Origin of the sequence: Kaistia nematophila (assembly GCF_026343855.1) — a bacterium.
Lineage (GTDB): Bacteria > Pseudomonadota > Alphaproteobacteria > Rhizobiales > Kaistiaceae > Kaistia > Kaistia nematophila.
This window is the reverse complement of the sequence record NZ_JAPKNK010000002.1, coordinates 402,962-417,585: the sequence shown is the minus strand read 5'-3', so window position 1 is coordinate 417,585 and position 14,624 is coordinate 402,962. Positions and strand designations below refer to the sequence as shown.

Annotated in this window: 17 protein-coding genes and 1 tRNA gene; 7 read left to right on the top strand and 11 right to left on the bottom strand. The window is 66.0% G+C overall.

Features of this window, described 5'->3' with window-relative positions; genetic code table 11:
- Positions 1 to 73 precede the first annotated feature (73 nt).
- Positions 74 to 1,156, top strand: a complete 1,083-nt coding sequence (gene queA / locus OSH07_RS06255) for a tRNA preQ1(34) S-adenosylmethionine ribosyltransferase-isomerase QueA (protein WP_266337754.1) — start codon at positions 74 to 76, stop codon at positions 1,154 to 1,156.
- Entirely contained in the window at positions 1,153 to 2,283 is a 1,131-nt protein-coding gene (gene tgt, locus OSH07_RS06250) for a tRNA guanosine(34) transglycosylase Tgt (RefSeq protein ID WP_266337753.1), read from the top strand. The genes queA and tgt overlap by 4 nt, the downstream gene beginning before the upstream one ends.
- Before the next feature lie 126 nt (positions 2,284 to 2,409).
- On the opposite strand, the gene OSH07_RS06245 is transcribed toward tgt, so the two are convergent.
- The gene (locus OSH07_RS06245; RefSeq protein ID WP_266337752.1) at positions 2,410 to 3,045 is read right to left on the bottom strand and encodes a MarC family protein; all 636 of its coding nucleotides are present in this window, start codon (positions 3,043 to 3,045) and stop codon (positions 2,410 to 2,412) included.
- A 509-nt stretch (positions 3,046 to 3,554) separates the two neighbouring features.
- Here OSH07_RS06245 and OSH07_RS06240 point away from each other — a divergent pair.
- Both OSH07_RS06240 and OSH07_RS06235 read left to right on the top strand, forming a co-directional pair.
- Positions 3,555 to 3,791 (top strand): Lrp/AsnC ligand binding domain-containing protein, encoded by a 237-nt coding sequence (locus tag OSH07_RS06240; protein WP_018184528.1) that lies wholly within the window; start codon positions 3,555 to 3,557, stop codon positions 3,789 to 3,791.
- Positions 3,792 to 3,929: 138 nt separating this feature from the next.
- Positions 3,930 to 4,412, top strand: a complete 483-nt coding sequence (locus OSH07_RS06235) for a hypothetical protein (RefSeq protein ID WP_266337751.1) — start codon at positions 3,930 to 3,932, stop codon at positions 4,410 to 4,412.
- 6 nt (positions 4,413 to 4,418) lie between these two features.
- On the opposite strand, the gene OSH07_RS06230 is transcribed toward OSH07_RS06235, so the two are convergent.
- Together OSH07_RS06230 and OSH07_RS06225 are read right to left on the bottom strand one after the other, a co-directional pair.
- Entirely contained in the window at positions 4,419 to 4,742 is a 324-nt protein-coding gene (locus OSH07_RS06230; RefSeq protein WP_266337750.1) for a YnfA family protein, read from the bottom strand.
- Between the two features lie 124 nt (positions 4,743 to 4,866).
- A tRNA-Lys gene (locus OSH07_RS06225) sits at positions 4,867 to 4,942 on the bottom strand.
- Between the two features lie 225 nt (positions 4,943 to 5,167).
- Here OSH07_RS06225 and OSH07_RS06220 point away from each other — a divergent pair.
- The 3 genes from OSH07_RS06220 (at position 5,168) to OSH07_RS06210 (ending at position 7,839) form a co-directional block, all read left to right on the top strand.
- A complete protein-coding gene (locus tag OSH07_RS06220; RefSeq protein ID WP_266337749.1) occupies positions 5,168 to 6,511 on the top strand; it encodes a UDP-glucose dehydrogenase family protein in 1,344 nt (447 codons plus the stop codon).
- Positions 6,512 to 6,587: 76 nt separating this feature from the next.
- Positions 6,588 to 6,950, top strand: coding sequence for a hypothetical protein (locus OSH07_RS06215; RefSeq protein WP_266337748.1), 363 nt, complete (start codon positions 6,588 to 6,590; stop codon positions 6,948 to 6,950).
- Positions 6,951 to 7,053: 103 nt separating this feature from the next.
- Positions 7,054 to 7,839 (top strand): endonuclease/exonuclease/phosphatase family protein, encoded by a 786-nt coding sequence (locus tag OSH07_RS06210; protein ID WP_266337747.1) that lies wholly within the window; start codon positions 7,054 to 7,056, stop codon positions 7,837 to 7,839.
- A gap of 66 nt (positions 7,840 to 7,905) precedes the next feature.
- Here the strand turns inward: OSH07_RS06210 and OSH07_RS06205 are convergent, their stop codons facing one another.
- The 8 genes from OSH07_RS06205 to trpE all read right to left on the bottom strand — a co-directional run bounded on the left by OSH07_RS06205 (position 7,906) and on the right by trpE (position 14,521).
- Complete coding sequence (locus tag OSH07_RS06205; protein ID WP_266337746.1) at positions 7,906 to 8,148, bottom strand: hypothetical protein; 243 nt, start codon at positions 8,146 to 8,148, stop codon at positions 7,906 to 7,908.
- Positions 8,149 to 8,313: 165 nt separating this feature from the next.
- Entirely contained in the window at positions 8,314 to 9,528 is a 1,215-nt protein-coding gene (locus tag OSH07_RS06200; protein WP_266337745.1) for a molybdopterin molybdotransferase MoeA, read from the bottom strand.
- Positions 9,528 to 10,022, bottom strand: coding sequence for a cyclic pyranopterin monophosphate synthase MoaC (gene moaC, locus OSH07_RS06195; protein WP_266337744.1), 495 nt, complete (start codon positions 10,020 to 10,022; stop codon positions 9,528 to 9,530). The genes OSH07_RS06200 and moaC overlap by 1 nt, the downstream gene beginning before the upstream one ends.
- The gene (locus OSH07_RS06190; protein WP_266337743.1) at positions 10,022 to 10,537 is read right to left on the bottom strand and encodes a GNAT family N-acetyltransferase; all 516 of its coding nucleotides are present in this window, start codon (positions 10,535 to 10,537) and stop codon (positions 10,022 to 10,024) included. The genes moaC and OSH07_RS06190 overlap by 1 nt, the downstream gene beginning before the upstream one ends.
- A 2-nt stretch (positions 10,538 to 10,539) precedes the next feature.
- The gene (gene trpC / locus OSH07_RS06185; protein WP_266337742.1) at positions 10,540 to 11,340 is read right to left on the bottom strand and encodes an indole-3-glycerol phosphate synthase TrpC; all 801 of its coding nucleotides are present in this window, start codon (positions 11,338 to 11,340) and stop codon (positions 10,540 to 10,542) included.
- Positions 11,341 to 11,344: 4 nt separating this feature from the next.
- Complete coding sequence (trpD, locus tag OSH07_RS06180) at positions 11,345 to 12,358, bottom strand: anthranilate phosphoribosyltransferase (RefSeq protein WP_266337741.1); 1,014 nt, start codon at positions 12,356 to 12,358, stop codon at positions 11,345 to 11,347.
- 13 nt (positions 12,359 to 12,371) lie between these two features.
- On the bottom strand, positions 12,372 to 12,983 hold the full coding sequence (locus OSH07_RS06175) for an anthranilate synthase component II (RefSeq protein WP_266337740.1): 612 nt from the start codon (positions 12,981 to 12,983) through the stop codon (positions 12,372 to 12,374).
- A gap of 23 nt (positions 12,984 to 13,006) precedes the next feature.
- Positions 13,007 to 14,521, bottom strand: a complete 1,515-nt coding sequence (gene trpE / locus OSH07_RS06170; RefSeq protein ID WP_266337739.1) for an anthranilate synthase component I — start codon at positions 14,519 to 14,521, stop codon at positions 13,007 to 13,009.
- Positions 14,522 to 14,624: the final 103 nt, after the last annotated feature.

Here is a 14,624-nt window from a genome sequence, read left to right as displayed (position 1 = left end):
GCCTTGCCGGCGAAGGTTGAGATCGGGGCCTTCGCCCGTTAGGAAGGGCGCGCATACGCAGCGGAACGAGAGAATGCGCGTCGACCTATTCGATTTTGAGCTCCCCGAGGAGAATATCGCCCTGCGGCCTGCCCGGCCGCGCGATGCCGCGCGTCTGCTCGTCGTCCGCCAGGGTGAGCCGCTTGAGGACCGCATCGTGCGCGAGCTGCCGGACATGCTGCGCGCGGGCGATGCGCTCGTGTTCAACGACACCAAGGTGATCCCGGCCCAGCTCTTTGGCGAGCGGGTGCGTGATGGCGTCGCGGCGCGGATCGGCGTGACGCTGCACATGCGCGAGGCGGCGGACCGCTGGCGGGCTTTCGTGCGTCCGGCCAAGAAGCTGCAGCTCGGCGACCGTATCCAGTTCGGCGAGAGCGCCGATCGCGCCTGCCTGCTTGCGGGCCTCGCCGCGACCGTCGCCGAAAAGGGCGATGCGGGCGAAGTCGTGCTCGCCTTCGACCTCAGCGGTCCGGCGCTCGACGAGGCGATCGCCTCTGTCGGCCATATCCCGCTGCCGCCCTACATCGCCTCGAAGCGCCACGAGGACGACGAGGACCGGCAGGACTACCAGACGATCTATGCCCGCGAGGAGGGCGCCGTCGCCGCGCCGACCGCCGGCCTGCATTTCACGCCGAACCTGTTCGCGCGTCTCGACGCGCTGGGCGTCGAGCGGCATTTCGTGACGCTGCATGTCGGCGCCGGCACCTTCCTGCCGGTTAAGGCCGACGATACTGAAGAGCACAAGATGCACGCCGAGATCGGCGAGGTCTCGGCCGCGACGGCGGATGCGCTCAATGCGGTGCGGGCGCGCGGCAACCGCGTCATCGCCGTCGGCACGACGTCCCTGCGACTGCTCGAGAGCGCCGCCGGCGAAGACAAGATCATCCGGCCGTTCCGCGGCCCGACCAGCATCTTCATCACGCCGGGCTACCGCTTCCGGGCGATCGACCTCTTGATGACCAATTTCCACCTGCCGCGCTCGACCCTGTTCATGCTCGTCTCGGCCTTTGCCGGGCTGGAGACGATGCGGGCGGCCTATGAGCATGCGATCGCCACCGGCTACCGCTTCTATTCCTACGGCGATGCGTCGCTGCTTTTCCCGAACGAGACACCATGACCGAGCAATTCACCTTCAAGCTGCTCGCCAAGGACGGCATGGCGCGACGCGGCGAGATCTCCATGCCGCGCGGGACCATCCGCACGCCAGCCTTCATGCCGGTCGGCACGGCCGGCACCGTCAAGGCGATGTATCCGGGTCAGGTGCGCGACCTCGGCGCCGACGTGATCCTCGGCAACACCTATCACCTGATGCTGCGCCCCGGCGCGGAACGGGTGGCGAAGCTCGGCGGCCTGCACACCTTCGCGCAGTGGCCGCACCCGATCCTGACCGATTCCGGCGGCTTCCAGGTGATGTCGCTCTCCAAGCTGCGCAAGCTGAACGAGAAGGGCGTCACCTTCCAGAGCCATGTCGACGGCCGCCGCTATGAGCTGACGCCCGAACGCTCGGTCGAGATCCAGGGCCTGCTCGGTAGCGACATCCAGATGCAGCTCGACGAATGCGTCGGCCTGCCGACGACCGAGAAGGAAATCGAGCGGGCGATGAACCTGTCGCTGCGCTGGGCCGAGCGCTCCAAGGCCGCCTTCGGCGACCAGCCGGGCAAGGCGATCTTCGGCATCGTCCAGGGCGGCGACAATCCGCGCCTGCGGATCGAGAGCGCCAGGGCGCTCGCCGCCATGGATTTCAAGGGCTATTCGGTTGGCGGCCTCGCCGTCGGCGAACCGCAGGAAGTGATGCTCGACATCCTGTCGATCACCACGCCGGAAATGCCGGAGTTGAAGCCGCGCTACCTGATGGGCGTCGGCACGCCGGACGATATCCTCGAATCGGTGGCGCGCGGCATCGACATGTTCGACTGCGTGATGCCGACGCGCGCCGGCCGGCACGGCCTCGCCTTCACCCGCTTCGGCAAGGTCAACCTCAAGAACGCCCGCCATGCGGAAGATCATCGTCCGCTCGACGAGGCGTCGGACTGTCCGGCGAGCCGCGATTATTCGCGCGCCTACCTGCATCACCTCTTCAAGTCGGGCGAGACGCTGGCGTCGATGCTGCTGACCTGGAACAACCTCGCCTATTACCAGAGCCTGATGGCCGGCATCCGCGCCGCGATCGACGAGGGCCGGTTCGAGGAATTCCGCCTGGCGACCAAGGAAGGCTGGGCGCGGGGCGACATCCCCGCGCTCTGAGGGCTTCCTCTCGCCGCGGTCGCGGGCGCGCTCTTTAAATGGTCTTTGATCCTGCCCCCGCAGCTTCGATCGACCCTCTCCCTCCGCCGGGCGGAGGGAGGCGAAGGGCTCCGGCTGTTGGCGCCGTCAGTGCGTCCAGCCCGGGAACAGCGCCGTCAGACTCGTAACCATCATTTCCACGCCGATCGCGGCGAGGATCATCCCCATGAGGCGCTTGGTCACGCTCATGACCGTCGGCGAAACGACGCGTCCGATGAACGGGGCCGTTATCATCATTGCGGCGAGGACGATGAGGAAAGCGGCGAGGCCAATCCAGAACGCCATCTCCTGGCCGGTCGATCTTCCCTCGTGGGCATAGACCACCAGGGTTGCGATGGAACCCGGGCCAAGCAGGAGCGGAATGCTCATCGGATAGAACGCGACATTGCTTGCGGTCTTGTAGGTCTTTTGTTCCGCAGCCGATCCGGCATGTGCGGGGCTGTCCTCGCCGTTGAGCAGGGATAGGGCCAGCAGGAGGACGACGAGGCCTCCGGCGAGGCGGAAATTATTCACCGTCAGACCGAAGAATTCCAGAATCGCGGTTCCGGCAAGCGCGGAAACGACGCTGCCGATTGCGACGGTAATCGTGACGAGGATGGCGGTCCGGCGCTGCTCACCCGGGGCCATGCCCGCTGTCAGCGAGAGGAATATGGGTACACCCGCGATCGGGTTGATGATCGCAAACAATGCCGAAAAAATCTTGATCGCAAATGTGACGTCCATCGGCCCCCGGTCTCCTGTGCATCCGCTTGTTGCGGTGCATCCTTTCCTTCGCTTCAGGGTTGGTCAAGAGGATCACCGCCTATTCAGGCGTGCCGTCCCGTCGCATGCCGAGACTGCATTCCGATGACGCTGTTTTCGACCGGTCGGATGGGGAGGGAGGCTGGGAGGACTATGGAAACAGTCGGATCGCCTTGGTGCTGTCGGCAGCCGATTCCGCGGCGATGGCGGCGGTCGAAAACAGCGAGGCGGCCAGCAGGAAGACGATCGTCGTGAAGGCAATGCGGGACATCATGCACTCCGGCAACGCGTCGGATCTCGTGGATCCATCGCTTGAACTAGCCGCCCGCGGCAGAATGGCAAGGTTTTGCGCCTGCCTGGCGCTTCCGGCGAGGTTCGCGCGCGGCCGGAGGGACGGCCAGGCGCCGATGCCGCCGGAGCGGAGTGGATTGCCGGGAGGGGGACGGACCTGATATCCCCATCCCTCACATGACGCCCTGCCGGAGGCCCTGATGCGAGCCCTTTTCGTCCAGATCAAATGCCATCTCGGGCGTGCCTATGAGGTGGCGAATGCCATCGCCGACGCGGAGATCGCCTCGGAGATCTATTCGACCGCCGGCGAATTCGACCTCCTGGTGAAGTTCTATCTGCCGGACGACGCCGATCCCGGCCATTTCGTCACCGAATCGGTGCAGCGTTTCGACGGCATTCGCGATACGCGCACGATCATGACGTTCCGGGCCTTCTAGGGTCAGGCCAGCCAGATCATCAGGTGCTGTGCAAATCAGCCGGGCCCGCGTAAGGAGAGTCGCATCCATCTTTCGCCTGCTTCTTGCCTCAGGAAGGAGCGGGTAGTCCTGACGCGAGACGAGCTGAAGCGAGACGACATGACGACGATGATGAAGACGAGCCTGATCGCATCCGCACTGATGCTGGCGCCGCCGGCGGCGCAGGCGCAGAACAAGCCGGTCGCGCCGCCGCTGATGGTCAGCGCCGGCAAGTGCGACAAGCTCGTCGTCGCCGGCAAGGACGCCACGAAGCAGTGCCGCAACGAGGTGGCAAGCCAGCCCATGCCGGGCGGCGCCGTCATGTTCATCTTCACGCAGGGCAAGACGCTGATCGGTTTTACCGGCGACGCGACCAAGCTTTCGGGCGACAAGAAGACGGGCATTGCCGGATTGCCGGTGGTCGACGTCAATATCCGCTCCGGCAAGGAGCCGAAGATCCTTCACGCGACCGAGGGGCTCTGCAAGTTCAGCGATCCCTATTCCGGCAAGCCGGCGATCGTCACCTGCACGGCCAAGACGGCGGAAGGCACCTTCACGGGCTCGTTCAAGTCGAACGGCAAGCCGCCCAAGGCGCAGCAATAAGCGGCTTCAGCCGCGCGGCGCGAACAGGATGACCGACGCGCCGGCGATGCAGATGGCGGCGCCGGCGAAATCCCAGCGATCGGGCCGGGCGCCCTCGACGATCCAGAGCCACAGGATCGACAGCGCGATATAGATGCCGCCATAGGCCGCATAGGCGCGGCCGGCGGCAGCGCTGTCGATCCATGTCAGCAGATAGGCGAAGAGGGCGAGCGACAGGGCGCCTGGCACGAGCCACAAGGGGGAGCGATCGAGCTTCAGCCACGCCCAGAAGGCGAAGCAACCGGCGATTTCCGCCAGCCCGGCTGCGACGTAGATCGCGATCGAAACCATGGCAGCCCCGTATGGATCATTTCGGCGCGGCCGCCGACATGTGGGCGGATCCCATCCGCTCGGCCCCCGCAAGGCGGGATCGCCTTGGGTGGTCAGTCTTGTCGAATGGGACGAAGCAGGGGAGTGGTGAGCCCGTCGGGATTCGAACCCGAGACCCCATGATTAAAAGTCACGTGCTCTACCGGCTGAGCTACGGGCTCATCGAGGCAGTGCCTCGAATTGGGGCGGAACCTAGTCGTCGCGGGCGGATGGGTCAATAGTCCCACTGGCCGAGTATGGCCAACGGTCCACGGATTTCGTCGATCGTCGGCCGGCGCCTGCATGTTTGCGGGCGATTGCTGCGCCGGGATAGGGTATCAAGCCGCCATATTCGTCCGTTACAATGGTTCCAGGTTCGGGATCACGGCAAAAGTGAAGGCGTCAGCATGCGCATAGCGATGATCGGTTCTGGTTATGTCGGCCTCGTCTCCGGCGCATGTCTCGCGGATTTCGGCCACGACGTCACCTGCATCGACAAGGACGCGGCCAAGATCGAGGCTCTGAAGCAGAACCATATCCCGATCTTCGAGCCCGGGCTCGAAGCGCTGGTCGCTTCCAACGTCCGGGCCGGCCGCCTCTCCTTCACCACCGAACTGGCGGGCCCTGTCGGCGAGGCGGATGTCGTCTTCATCGCGGTCGGCACGCCGTCGCGGCGCGGCGATGGCCATGCCGATCTCTCCTATGTCTATGCAGCGGCGCGCGAGATCGCCCAGGCGGTCAAGGGCTTCACCGTCGTCGTTACCAAGTCGACCGTGCCTGTCGGCACCGGCGACGAGGTAGAGCGGATCATCCGGGAGACCAATCCGGATGCGGACGTGGCGGTGGTATCCAATCCCGAGTTCCTGCGCGAGGGCGCGGCGATCGCCGATTTCAAGCGGCCCGACCGAATCGTCGTCGGCGTCGAAGGCGAGCGTGGCAAGGATGTGATGGCGGGCGTGTATCGGCCGCTCTACCTGAACCAGGCGCCGATCCTGTTCACATCTCGCCGCTCCTCCGAACTGATCAAGTACGCCGCCAACGCCTTCCTGGCGATGAAGATCACCTTCATCAACGAGATGGCCGATCTCTGCGAGAGCGTCGGCGCCGACGTCCAGGCGGTGTCGCGCGGCATCGGCCTCGACAACCGCATCGGTTCGAAATTCCTGCATGCCGGCCCCGGCTATGGCGGTTCGTGCTTCCCAAAGGATACGCTGGCCCTCGTCAAGACGGCTCAGGACCAGGGAACGCCGCTCCGGCTGATCGAAACCACCGTCTCGATCAACGACCAGCGCAAGCGTGCCATGGCGCGCAAGGTGATCCAGGCCTCGGGGGGCGAGATCCGCGGCAAGAAGGTCGCCGTCCTCGGCCTGACCTTCAAGCCGAATACCGATGACATGCGCGAAGCGCCGTCGCTTTCGATCATCCAGGCGCTGCAGGATGCGGGCGCGCGGGTTTCGGCGTTCGACCCCGAAGGCATCGAGCCGGCTCGCCAGGTCCTTGCCGACGTCCATTACGCCACGGATGCCTATGACGCTGCACAGGATGCCGATGTCCTCGTCATCGTGACGGAGTGGGATATCTTCCGGGCGCTCGACCTGAAGCGGCTGAAGGCGACTATGCGCACGCCGTTGATGGTCGACCTGCGCAACATCTATCGTCGCGAGGATGTCGTTCGCGAAGGCTTCCGCTATTTCAGCGTTGGCCGTCCCGGCGACGATGCCGCGTTCCACCTTGACGTCGCCGCCGAATAGCGCCGCCGGCTCTCCGGACCGATCGCCTGGCGCCATGCCGGCGCGCCCGGCATGGCGGGCGCACGCAGATGTGCACTTGATTGAGAACGGTGCGGCCCTTGATGGCGGGCTGCTTGCGATGGATAAGGGGCCATCACAAGCAGTGGGCATGGGTCACATGGACGTTCTCGAGCTTTTGGGCGCATTGCACAATGCCCTTCAACCCGGCGCCTCGGTCGAGGATACCGAGAGCTGGATGCAGGCATTCACCGTCATTCGCCGCGAGATGGAAGCCGATCCCAAGACCGACAAGTACGACATCGAGACGCTGGACGTGCTGGCCGGCAAGCTGGCCACGCTGATCGCCGAGCTCGAGGCCGGGCAGCGCGAGCCGGATTTCAAGCCCGCTCGCACCTGGGTGGCGGCTCTCGGCGCCTCGGTCCACCGCCGTCGCTCCTGAGCCGAGCCGGTGGTCGCAGGCCGGGCGAGGGAACTCGCGGGATGTCTACGGATTTGGACTAAGTTGAATTGTGTTCCCGACGGCCTTCGCTAACTTGGTTCTCATGAGCACCGCCCGCATCCTCTCCTACAACGTCCATGCCTGCGTCGGGATCGACAAGAAGTTGTCGCCGGAGCGCATCGCCCACGTCATCCAGGACTGTGCGCCGGATATCGTCGCGCTGCAGGAGATCGATGTGGGGAGACCGCGCAGCGGCCGGGTCGACCAGGCGCAGGTGCTGGCCGAAATGCTCGGCATGGAGGTGCGCTTCCACCCCTCGACCCGGATCGGTCCGGACGAGCATTATGGCGACGCCATTCTGACCCGGCTGCCCTATTCGATGAAGAAGATGGGTGTGCTGCCGGGCTTCCATGACCGGATCAAGGTCGAGCCGCGCGGGGCGCTCTGGGCCTCGGTGCAGGTCGGCGGAGTCGAGGTACAGGTGGTGAATACCCATCTCGGCGTCTGGCCGCATGAGCAGATGCTGCAGCTTTCCACGCTCCTCGGGCCGGAATGGCTCGGTCATCCCGAATGCCGAGAGCCGGTCGTCTTTCTCGGTGATTTCAACGCGCCTCCCGGACTTTCGCCATATCGTCGGCTCGCGTCGGAGTTTGTCGATGTGCAGAAGGTCTGGGGCGAGCGGAAGGCGAAGCCGACCTTTCCGGGACGACTGCCGACGCTCCGGATCGACCATGTGTGGCTGCGCGGCCGGGCGGCGGTCAAGAACGTCGAGGTCGTGCGCACGCCGCTTGCCCGTGTCGCCTCGGATCATCTGCCGCTGGTGGTCGACCTCGATTTTCGCGCGCACGCCAAGCCCGCCGCGCCGCATGCCGCCATGGGCGCTGCCTGACGCTATCGCGAAGAGCGAGCCGATCGAATAAGAGCCCGGCTTCCGGTGTTTCTGAGTTCGCGACTTCTACTTGCCGGCCGCAAGCGTCCAGATCGTCCAGCGCGTGCGCCTCTTGTCCACGGGCGCCTTGCGATGATGCGACGACCCGCTTGCCGATGTCGGCAGGCAGCAGAGGTCGGTGACGAGGTCGTCGTAGCGGGACAGCTCGGATCGATTCATGCGCGACAGCATCATGGCGCCTGCGGCGAAGCTCGAGCCGAACTGCAGCGTACGCTTGCTCAAGGGCAGCTTCATGATCGAGTTGGCCATAGAACACCTCCCACGGCCCTAACCGCTCCAGTGCAACTATTGCACCGGCGCGTGGTTCCTCGGCCGAGGATGGAACGGCGACATATTAGAGCAGAATCCGGCCGTGTGAAGAAAGAGTCTTGACCTTTTGCGAAAAAAATCGGCGATTTGTCGAATCGCCGAATTTCAGGGCAAACGCAGGATCCGGCAGGGCGCTCCCTTGGCCGCCTCTGGCGCGAAAGGTGGGCGGATGATCAAGCAAAGGGCCTGCGCGAAGGTCGACAGCATCGAACTGTCCTGGCGCGGCAGCGGCGTCGCGATGTGGCGTCCATCCGGCAGGTCCACAAGGCTGGCGCGGACATAGTCCTGACGGCGGTCGTTGGCGGCGATGGCGCCGCCGAGTTCTGCCATTTCGCTCTCGTCGACGAGCGGCAGCCCGAGCAGTCTCTGGATCAGCGGCTTCAGGAACAGCAGTCCGCAGACGAGGCTGGAGACCGGGTTGCCGGGCAGGCCCAGCACACGCATGGGGCCGAGCCGGCCGAACATCAGCGGCTTGCCGGGGCGCATGGCGATCTTCCAGAAATCGAGCTTCATGCCACGTTCGACCAGCACCTCGCGCACGAAGTCGTGCTCGCCGACCGAGGCGCCGCCCAGCGTCACCAGAATGTCGGCGCCGCTGGCCGTGGCGCGATTGATGGTGGCGGCGAGTTTGGCACGGTCGTCCGGCACGATTCCGAGGTCGATCGCCGTGCCGCCCAGGAGTTCGACCAGGGCCGCGATGCCGAAGCTGTTGGAAGCGACGATCTGGTGCGGGCCGAGTTCAGAGCCGGGCGCCACCAATTCGTCGCCGGTGGCGATGATGGCGACGCGCGGGCGGCTGCGGACCGGAACTTCGCCGTGGTTAAGCGCGGCGGCCAGCGTCAGTTGGCGCATGCCGAGCCGGGCGCCAGGCGGGAGCAGGATATCGCCCTCGACGAAATCGAGGCCTTTGGCGCGGATATGCTGACGCGGACGAACTGTTTCTGTCGCGCGGATGCGGCCATCCGCTTCGACGACGGCATCTTCCTGCAGCAGGATGGCGTCGGCGCCGTCGGGAACCGGCGCGCCGGTGAAGATGCGCACCGTCTGGTCCGGGCCGACCGTGCCGGCGAAGGCGTGGCCGGCCGGCGCCGCGCCGATCTGGGTCAGCAAAACGGGCAGGGCGGCGACGTCGGCGGCGCGCACGGCATAGCCATCCATCGCGGAGACATCGAACGGTGGCTGCGTACGCCTTGCGGCCAGGGGCTCCGCCAGGACACGGTTCAGCGCCGCGCCCAGGGGCACGGTCTCGGCCGAGGTCGGTTCGACGTCCTGCGTGACGCGGGCAATCGCGTCCCCGACCGGGAGAAGATCACCCGCCATCAGCCGGCGCTTTCGGATTCTGCGGTCCAGTCGCCGGACCGACCGCCCGTCTTTTCGATCAGGCGGATGCCGCCGATCGTCATGCCACGGTCGACGGCCTTGGCCATGTCGTAGATGGTGAGGCAGGCGACGGAAACGGCGGTCAGCGCCTCCATCTCGACGCCGGTGCGCTCGGCCACCTTGGTCGTCGCGCGGATGCGAAGGCCTGGCAGCGTGTCCTCGAACTCGATCTCGATCTTCACCTTCGACAGCATGATCGGATGGCAGAGCGGGATCAGCTCATGCGTCTTCTTCGCCGCCATGATGCCGGCGATCCGGGCGGTCGCGATGACATCGCCCTTGGCGGCCGTGCCGGAGCGGATGAGGTCGAGCGTCGCCGGCTGCATCGTCACTGTGCCTTCGGCGACCGCCGTGCGCTCAGTGATCGCCTTGGCCGAGACATCGACCATGTGCGCGGCGCCGGTCTCGTCCAGATGAGTGAGGCGAGGGGGCATCAGCCAAGCTCCTTGCGCATGAACAGGCGGTTTTCGAGCGGCAGACCCGAGAGTTCCTCGCCAGCATGCAACAGAAAGAAAGCCGGCGTCCAATCGTCCGGCAGCACTTCGAGGAAGCCGCGCCGCTCGTAGAAGGGACGGTTCCACGGCACGTCGCGGAAGGTGGCGAGCGTCAGCCGCGACAGGTCGCGCCGGCGGGCTTCGTGCTCGGCAGCGGCCAGCAGCGCGCTGCCGACGCCCTGGCCGCCATAAGCGGTAGCGACGGAGAGCTCGTAGATATGCAGCGCGTCGTCGAGCCGCCCGGCCAGAAGGAAGCCGACCGGCGCATCGTCGCCCTCGGCCGCGCAGAGCACGACGCCATGCGCGAAGAGCGAGCGCAGGAAGGCTTCGCTGGTGGTGTCGCTGTCGGCGACCGCTGCGAGGCCGACCTCGCGAAAGCGCTGGCCGGCGTCGCGTTCGACCGTACGCAGCGACGGGCATTCGTCCGGGTGGGCCGGACGGATGGAGATGGTCATGATCAGGCCGATGCGCGGCCCAGAAGATGCGCGGTGGCCGCCGCCACATCCTCCTGCCGCATCAGGCTTTCGCCGACGAGATAGGTGCCGATGCGCGCCCGGCGCATGCGCGCGATGTCGTCCGGCGTGAATATGCCGCTCTCGCCGACAAGAATGCGGTCGTCCGGCACCAGCGGCGCCAGCCGTTCCGAGGTCTCTAGCGATACTTCGAAGGTGCGCAGGTTGCGGTTGTTGATGCCGAGCAGCGGCGAGGCGAGCTTCAGCGCCCGTTCCAGCTCGTCCTGGTCATGGACCTCGAGCAGGACGTCCATGCCGAGCGACAGCGCCGTATCCTCGAGTGATTTCGCGACATCGTCCGAGACGCCGGCGAGGATGATCAGGATGCAGTCGGCGCCCCAGGCCCGCGCCTCGTAGACCTGATAGTCCTCGTAGAGGAAATCCTTGCGCAGCGCCGGCAGATCGACCGCCTCGCGGGCTGCGACAAGATAATCCGGCGAACCCTGGAAATAAGGCATGTCTGTCAGGACCGACAGGCAGGCGGCGCCGCCTGCCTTGTAGGCGCGCGCCAGCGACGGCGGGTCGAAATCCGGCCGGATCAGGCCCTTGGAGGGGCTGGCCTTCTTGATTTCGGCGATCAGCGCCGGCTCGCTGGCGGCGAGCTTTCTGCGGATGGCGTCGGCGAAGCCGCGCGCCGGCGGCTGGTCCTTGGCGCGGGCGACGATCTCGGCCATCGGCACCGCCGCCTTGGCGGCGGCGATCTCTTCGCGCTTGGTCGCTTCGATCTTCTGCAGGATATCGGTCATCGGCTTATCCGTTGGTGATCGCGACCAGGCGATCGAGGCGTTCGTGGGCGCGGCCCTCGTCGATCGAGGCGGCGGCGAGCGCCACCCCATCGGCCAGCGAGGCGGCGCGGCCGGCGACGATCAGCGCCGCGCCGGCATTCATCAGCACCGTGTCGCGATAGGCGCCGGGCTCGCCTTCGAGCAGGGCGCGCAGCGCCGCCGCGTTATGTTCGGCGTCGCCGCCGCGGATCGCCTCGACGGGCGAGACGGGAAGGCCGACCGAGCCGGGCTCGACCGTGAAGGTCTCCACCTTGCCGTTCTTGAGCGCGGCGACCTTCGTCGCGCCGGCCGTCGTGATCTCGTCGACGCCGCCGGCGCCATGTACCACCCAGGCGCTTTCCGATCCGAGCGCCGCCAGCACCTGCGCCACCGGTTCAACCCATTCTGCCGAATAGACGCCGACCAGCTGCCGCTTGACCCCGCCGGGATTGGAGAGCGGCCCGAGCAGGTTGAAGATTGTCCGCGTGCCGAGTTCGACACGGGCAGGGCCGACATGCTTCATCGCCGAATGATGCATCGGTGCGAACATGAAGCCGATGCCGGCCTCGCGGATGGCTCGGCCGATCTTCTCCGGCTGGATGTCAACGTTCACGCCGAGCGCCGCCAGCACGTCGGCGGCGCCGGATTTCGACGAGACAGCCCGGTTGCCATGCTTGGCGACCGGCACGCCCGCGCCCGCCACGACAAAAGCCGAGGCGGTCGAGATATTGTAGGTATGAGCTCCGTCGCCGCCCGTGCCGACGATGTCGATCGCGTCGGCCGGCGCGTCAACCGGCAGCATCTTGGATCGCATGGTCGCGACCGCGCCGGCGATCTCGTCGACAGTCTCGCCGCGTACGCGCAGTCCGATCAGGAAGCCGCCGATCTGCGCTGGCGTCGCCGACCCCGACATGATCACGTCGAAGGCCGATTCCGCCTCGGCCCGCTCTAGCGACTTGCCCGCGGCGATCTTGGCGATATGGGATTTGAGGTCGGTCATTCTGCGATCTACCTCACGCGACCGACCGGGGAGTGCGGTTCTTCGCATTCCACTCGGCCGCCATGTCGAGGAAGTTCTTCAGCATCAGGTGCCCATGTTCGGAGGCGATGCTCTCCGGGTGGAACTGAACGCCATGCATCGGCAGGGTCTTGTGCATGGCGCCCATGACAACGCCGTCTTCCGACTCTGCCGTGATCTCCAGCACCGCCGGCATGGTCTCGCGCTTCACCGTCAGCGAGTGGTAGCGGGTGGCCTTGAACGGACCGTTGATGCCCCGGAACACGCTCTTGCCAGTGTGAGTGATGGTCGAGATCTTGCCGTGCATCTGGCTTGGCGCGCGGATGACATCGCCACCCATCGCCTGGCCGATCGCCTGGTGCCCGAGGCAGACGCCGAAGATCGGAATGGTGTCGCCGACCCGCTCGATCAGGTCGAGGCAGATGCCGGCCTCGTTTGGCGTGCAGGGGCCGGGTGAAAGCACGATCCCCTCGGGATCGAGGGCGATCACTTCCTCGACGGTGATCTTGTCGTTGCGCTTGATGATCAGCTTCGCGCCAAGCTCCCCCAGATAGTGGACGAGGTTGTAGGTGAAGCTGTCGTAGTTATCGATGACGAGAAAGGCCATGATGTCGTGTCCCTCCGCTTCGACTACTGTCCGCGACCAGCCTGAGAAGCGAACTTTACCGCTTCCTCAGCCGCACGGAAGAGCGCGCTCGCCTTGGCGACGCATTCCTGGTGTTCGCTCTCGGGCACCGAGTCCGCCACGATGCCCGCGCCAGCCTGCGCGTACATCTTGCCGTCCTTGACGATCGAGGTCCTGAGCACGATGCAGGTGTCCATCGCGCCGTCGGCGGAGAAATAGCCGACGCAGCCGGCATAGATGCCGCGCTTCTCGCACTCGAGCTCGTCGATGATCTGCATGGCGCGGACCTTCGGCGCTCCCGAGACGGTGCCGGCCGGGAAGCCGGCTGCGAGCGCGTCCAGCATGTCATATTCGGACGACAGCCGGCCGATCACATTCGAGACGATGTGCATGACCTGGCTGTAATATTCGAGGAAGAACTTGTCGGTGACCTTCACCGTGCCGATCTCGGCGACGCGGCCGACATCGTTACGACCGAGGTCGAGCAGCATCAGGTGCTCGGCAAGTTCCTTCGGGTCGGCGAGGAGTTCCGCCGCCAGCGCCTTGTCGGCCTCCGGAGTGGCGCCGCGACGGCGCGTGCCCGCGATCGGGCGGATGGTGACCTCGCCATCTCGCACGCGGACGAGGATCTCCGGGCTCGATCCGGCGACCGCGAAGCCGCCGAAATCGAGGAAATACAGGAAGGGCGACGGGTTGGTCCGGCGCAACGCGCGGTAGAGCGCGAAGGGCGGCAGGCTGAACGGCGCCTCGAAGCGTTGCGACAGCACGACCTGGAAGATGTCGCCGGCAGCAATGTACTCCTTAGCCTTGGCGACCATCTCCAGATAGCGCTCATGCGTCGTGTTGGAGACGACCGGCACGTCGAGATCGATGTCCGAATGGGAGGCGCCGCGATTGAGCGGGCCTTCCAGCGTGTCGACCGCCGCCGTCAGCCGCTCGATCGCCCGGGCATGAGCCTGGGCGGCGGTGACGCCGGCCGCCGGCCGGATCGGGGTGACGAGGGTGATCTCGTCCTTGATCGCGTCGAAGATCACCATGACCGTCGGGCGCATCATGATCGCGTCGGGAACGCCGAGCGCGTCGGGATTGGGTGCGCCGAGCTCTTCCATCTGGCGGACCATGTCGTAGCCGAGATAGCCGAAGATGCCGGCCGACATCGGCGGCAGCGTCTTCGGAAGGTCGATATGCGACCGGGCGATCAGGTCGCGCAGCGCATCGAGCGAGCGGCCTTCCAGCGGTGCGTATGCCTCTGGATCGGCGGCCGGCGTGACGTTGATTTCGGCGCGGTCACCGAAGGCGCGGAAGAGCAGGTCCGGCTCGATGCCGATCATCGAGTAACGGCCGCGGACGGCGCCGCCCTCGACCGATTCGAGCAGGAAGGTGTTCGACCTTCCGGCCGAGAGCTTGAGCATGGCGGAGACGGGCGTCTCCAAATCGGCAACCATTCGGGTCCAGACGACCTGCGCGCGCCCTTGTTCGTAGGCAGGCGAAATCGTCTCCAGCGACGGCTCGATCAACATGGTTTCAGTCCATCAGTTCGGGAAGGCTCCTGGAGCCTTGATTGGTGCGCGACGCGGTCGCGGCGATGACATTCCTCGTCCCGGCGTCAGCCGGAGGCGATCA

What these genes read in the sequence shown, in the direction of transcription:
- OSH07_RS06230 (WP_266337750.1), bottom strand. Translation starts at nt 4,742, where the DNA reads ATGGTTTCGATCGCGATCTACGTCGCAGCCGGGCTGGCGGAAATCGCC.
- OSH07_RS06190 (WP_266337743.1), bottom strand. Translation starts at nt 10,537, where the DNA reads ATGACCATCTCCATCCGTCCGGCCCACCCGGACGAATGCCCGTCGCTG.
- trpD (WP_266337741.1), bottom strand. Translation starts at nt 12,358, where the DNA reads ATGACCGACCTCAAATCCCATATCGCCAAGATCGCCGCGGGCAAGTCG.
- OSH07_RS06245 (WP_266337752.1), bottom strand. Translation starts at nt 3,045, where the DNA reads ATGGACGTCACATTTGCGATCAAGATTTTTTCGGCATTGTTTGCGATC.
- OSH07_RS06235 (WP_266337751.1), top strand. Translation starts at nt 3,930, where the DNA reads ATGACGACGATGATGAAGACGAGCCTGATCGCATCCGCACTGATGCTG.
- OSH07_RS06220 (WP_266337749.1), top strand. Translation starts at nt 5,168, where the DNA reads ATGCGCATAGCGATGATCGGTTCTGGTTATGTCGGCCTCGTCTCCGGC.
- OSH07_RS06210 (WP_266337747.1), top strand. Translation starts at nt 7,054, where the DNA reads ATGAGCACCGCCCGCATCCTCTCCTACAACGTCCATGCCTGCGTCGGG.
- tgt (WP_266337753.1), top strand. Translation starts at nt 1,153, where the DNA reads ATGACCGAGCAATTCACCTTCAAGCTGCTCGCCAAGGACGGCATGGCG.
- moaC (WP_266337744.1), bottom strand. Translation starts at nt 10,022, where the DNA reads ATGCCCCCTCGCCTCACTCATCTGGACGAGACCGGCGCCGCGCACATG.
- OSH07_RS06200 (WP_266337745.1), bottom strand. Translation starts at nt 9,528, where the DNA reads ATGGCGGGTGATCTTCTCCCGGTCGGGGACGCGATTGCCCGCGTCACG.
- OSH07_RS06175 (WP_266337740.1), bottom strand. Translation starts at nt 12,983, where the DNA reads ATGGCCTTTCTCGTCATCGATAACTACGACAGCTTCACCTACAACCTC.
- queA (WP_266337754.1), top strand. Translation starts at nt 74, where the DNA reads ATGCGCGTCGACCTATTCGATTTTGAGCTCCCCGAGGAGAATATCGCC.
- trpE (WP_266337739.1), bottom strand. Translation starts at nt 14,521, where the DNA reads ATGTTGATCGAGCCGTCGCTGGAGACGATTTCGCCTGCCTACGAACAA.
- OSH07_RS06240 (WP_018184528.1), top strand. Translation starts at nt 3,555, where the DNA reads ATGCGAGCCCTTTTCGTCCAGATCAAATGCCATCTCGGGCGTGCCTAT.
- OSH07_RS06205 (WP_266337746.1), bottom strand. Translation starts at nt 8,148, where the DNA reads ATGGCCAACTCGATCATGAAGCTGCCCTTGAGCAAGCGTACGCTGCAG.
- trpC (WP_266337742.1), bottom strand. Translation starts at nt 11,340, where the DNA reads ATGACCGATATCCTGCAGAAGATCGAAGCGACCAAGCGCGAAGAGATC.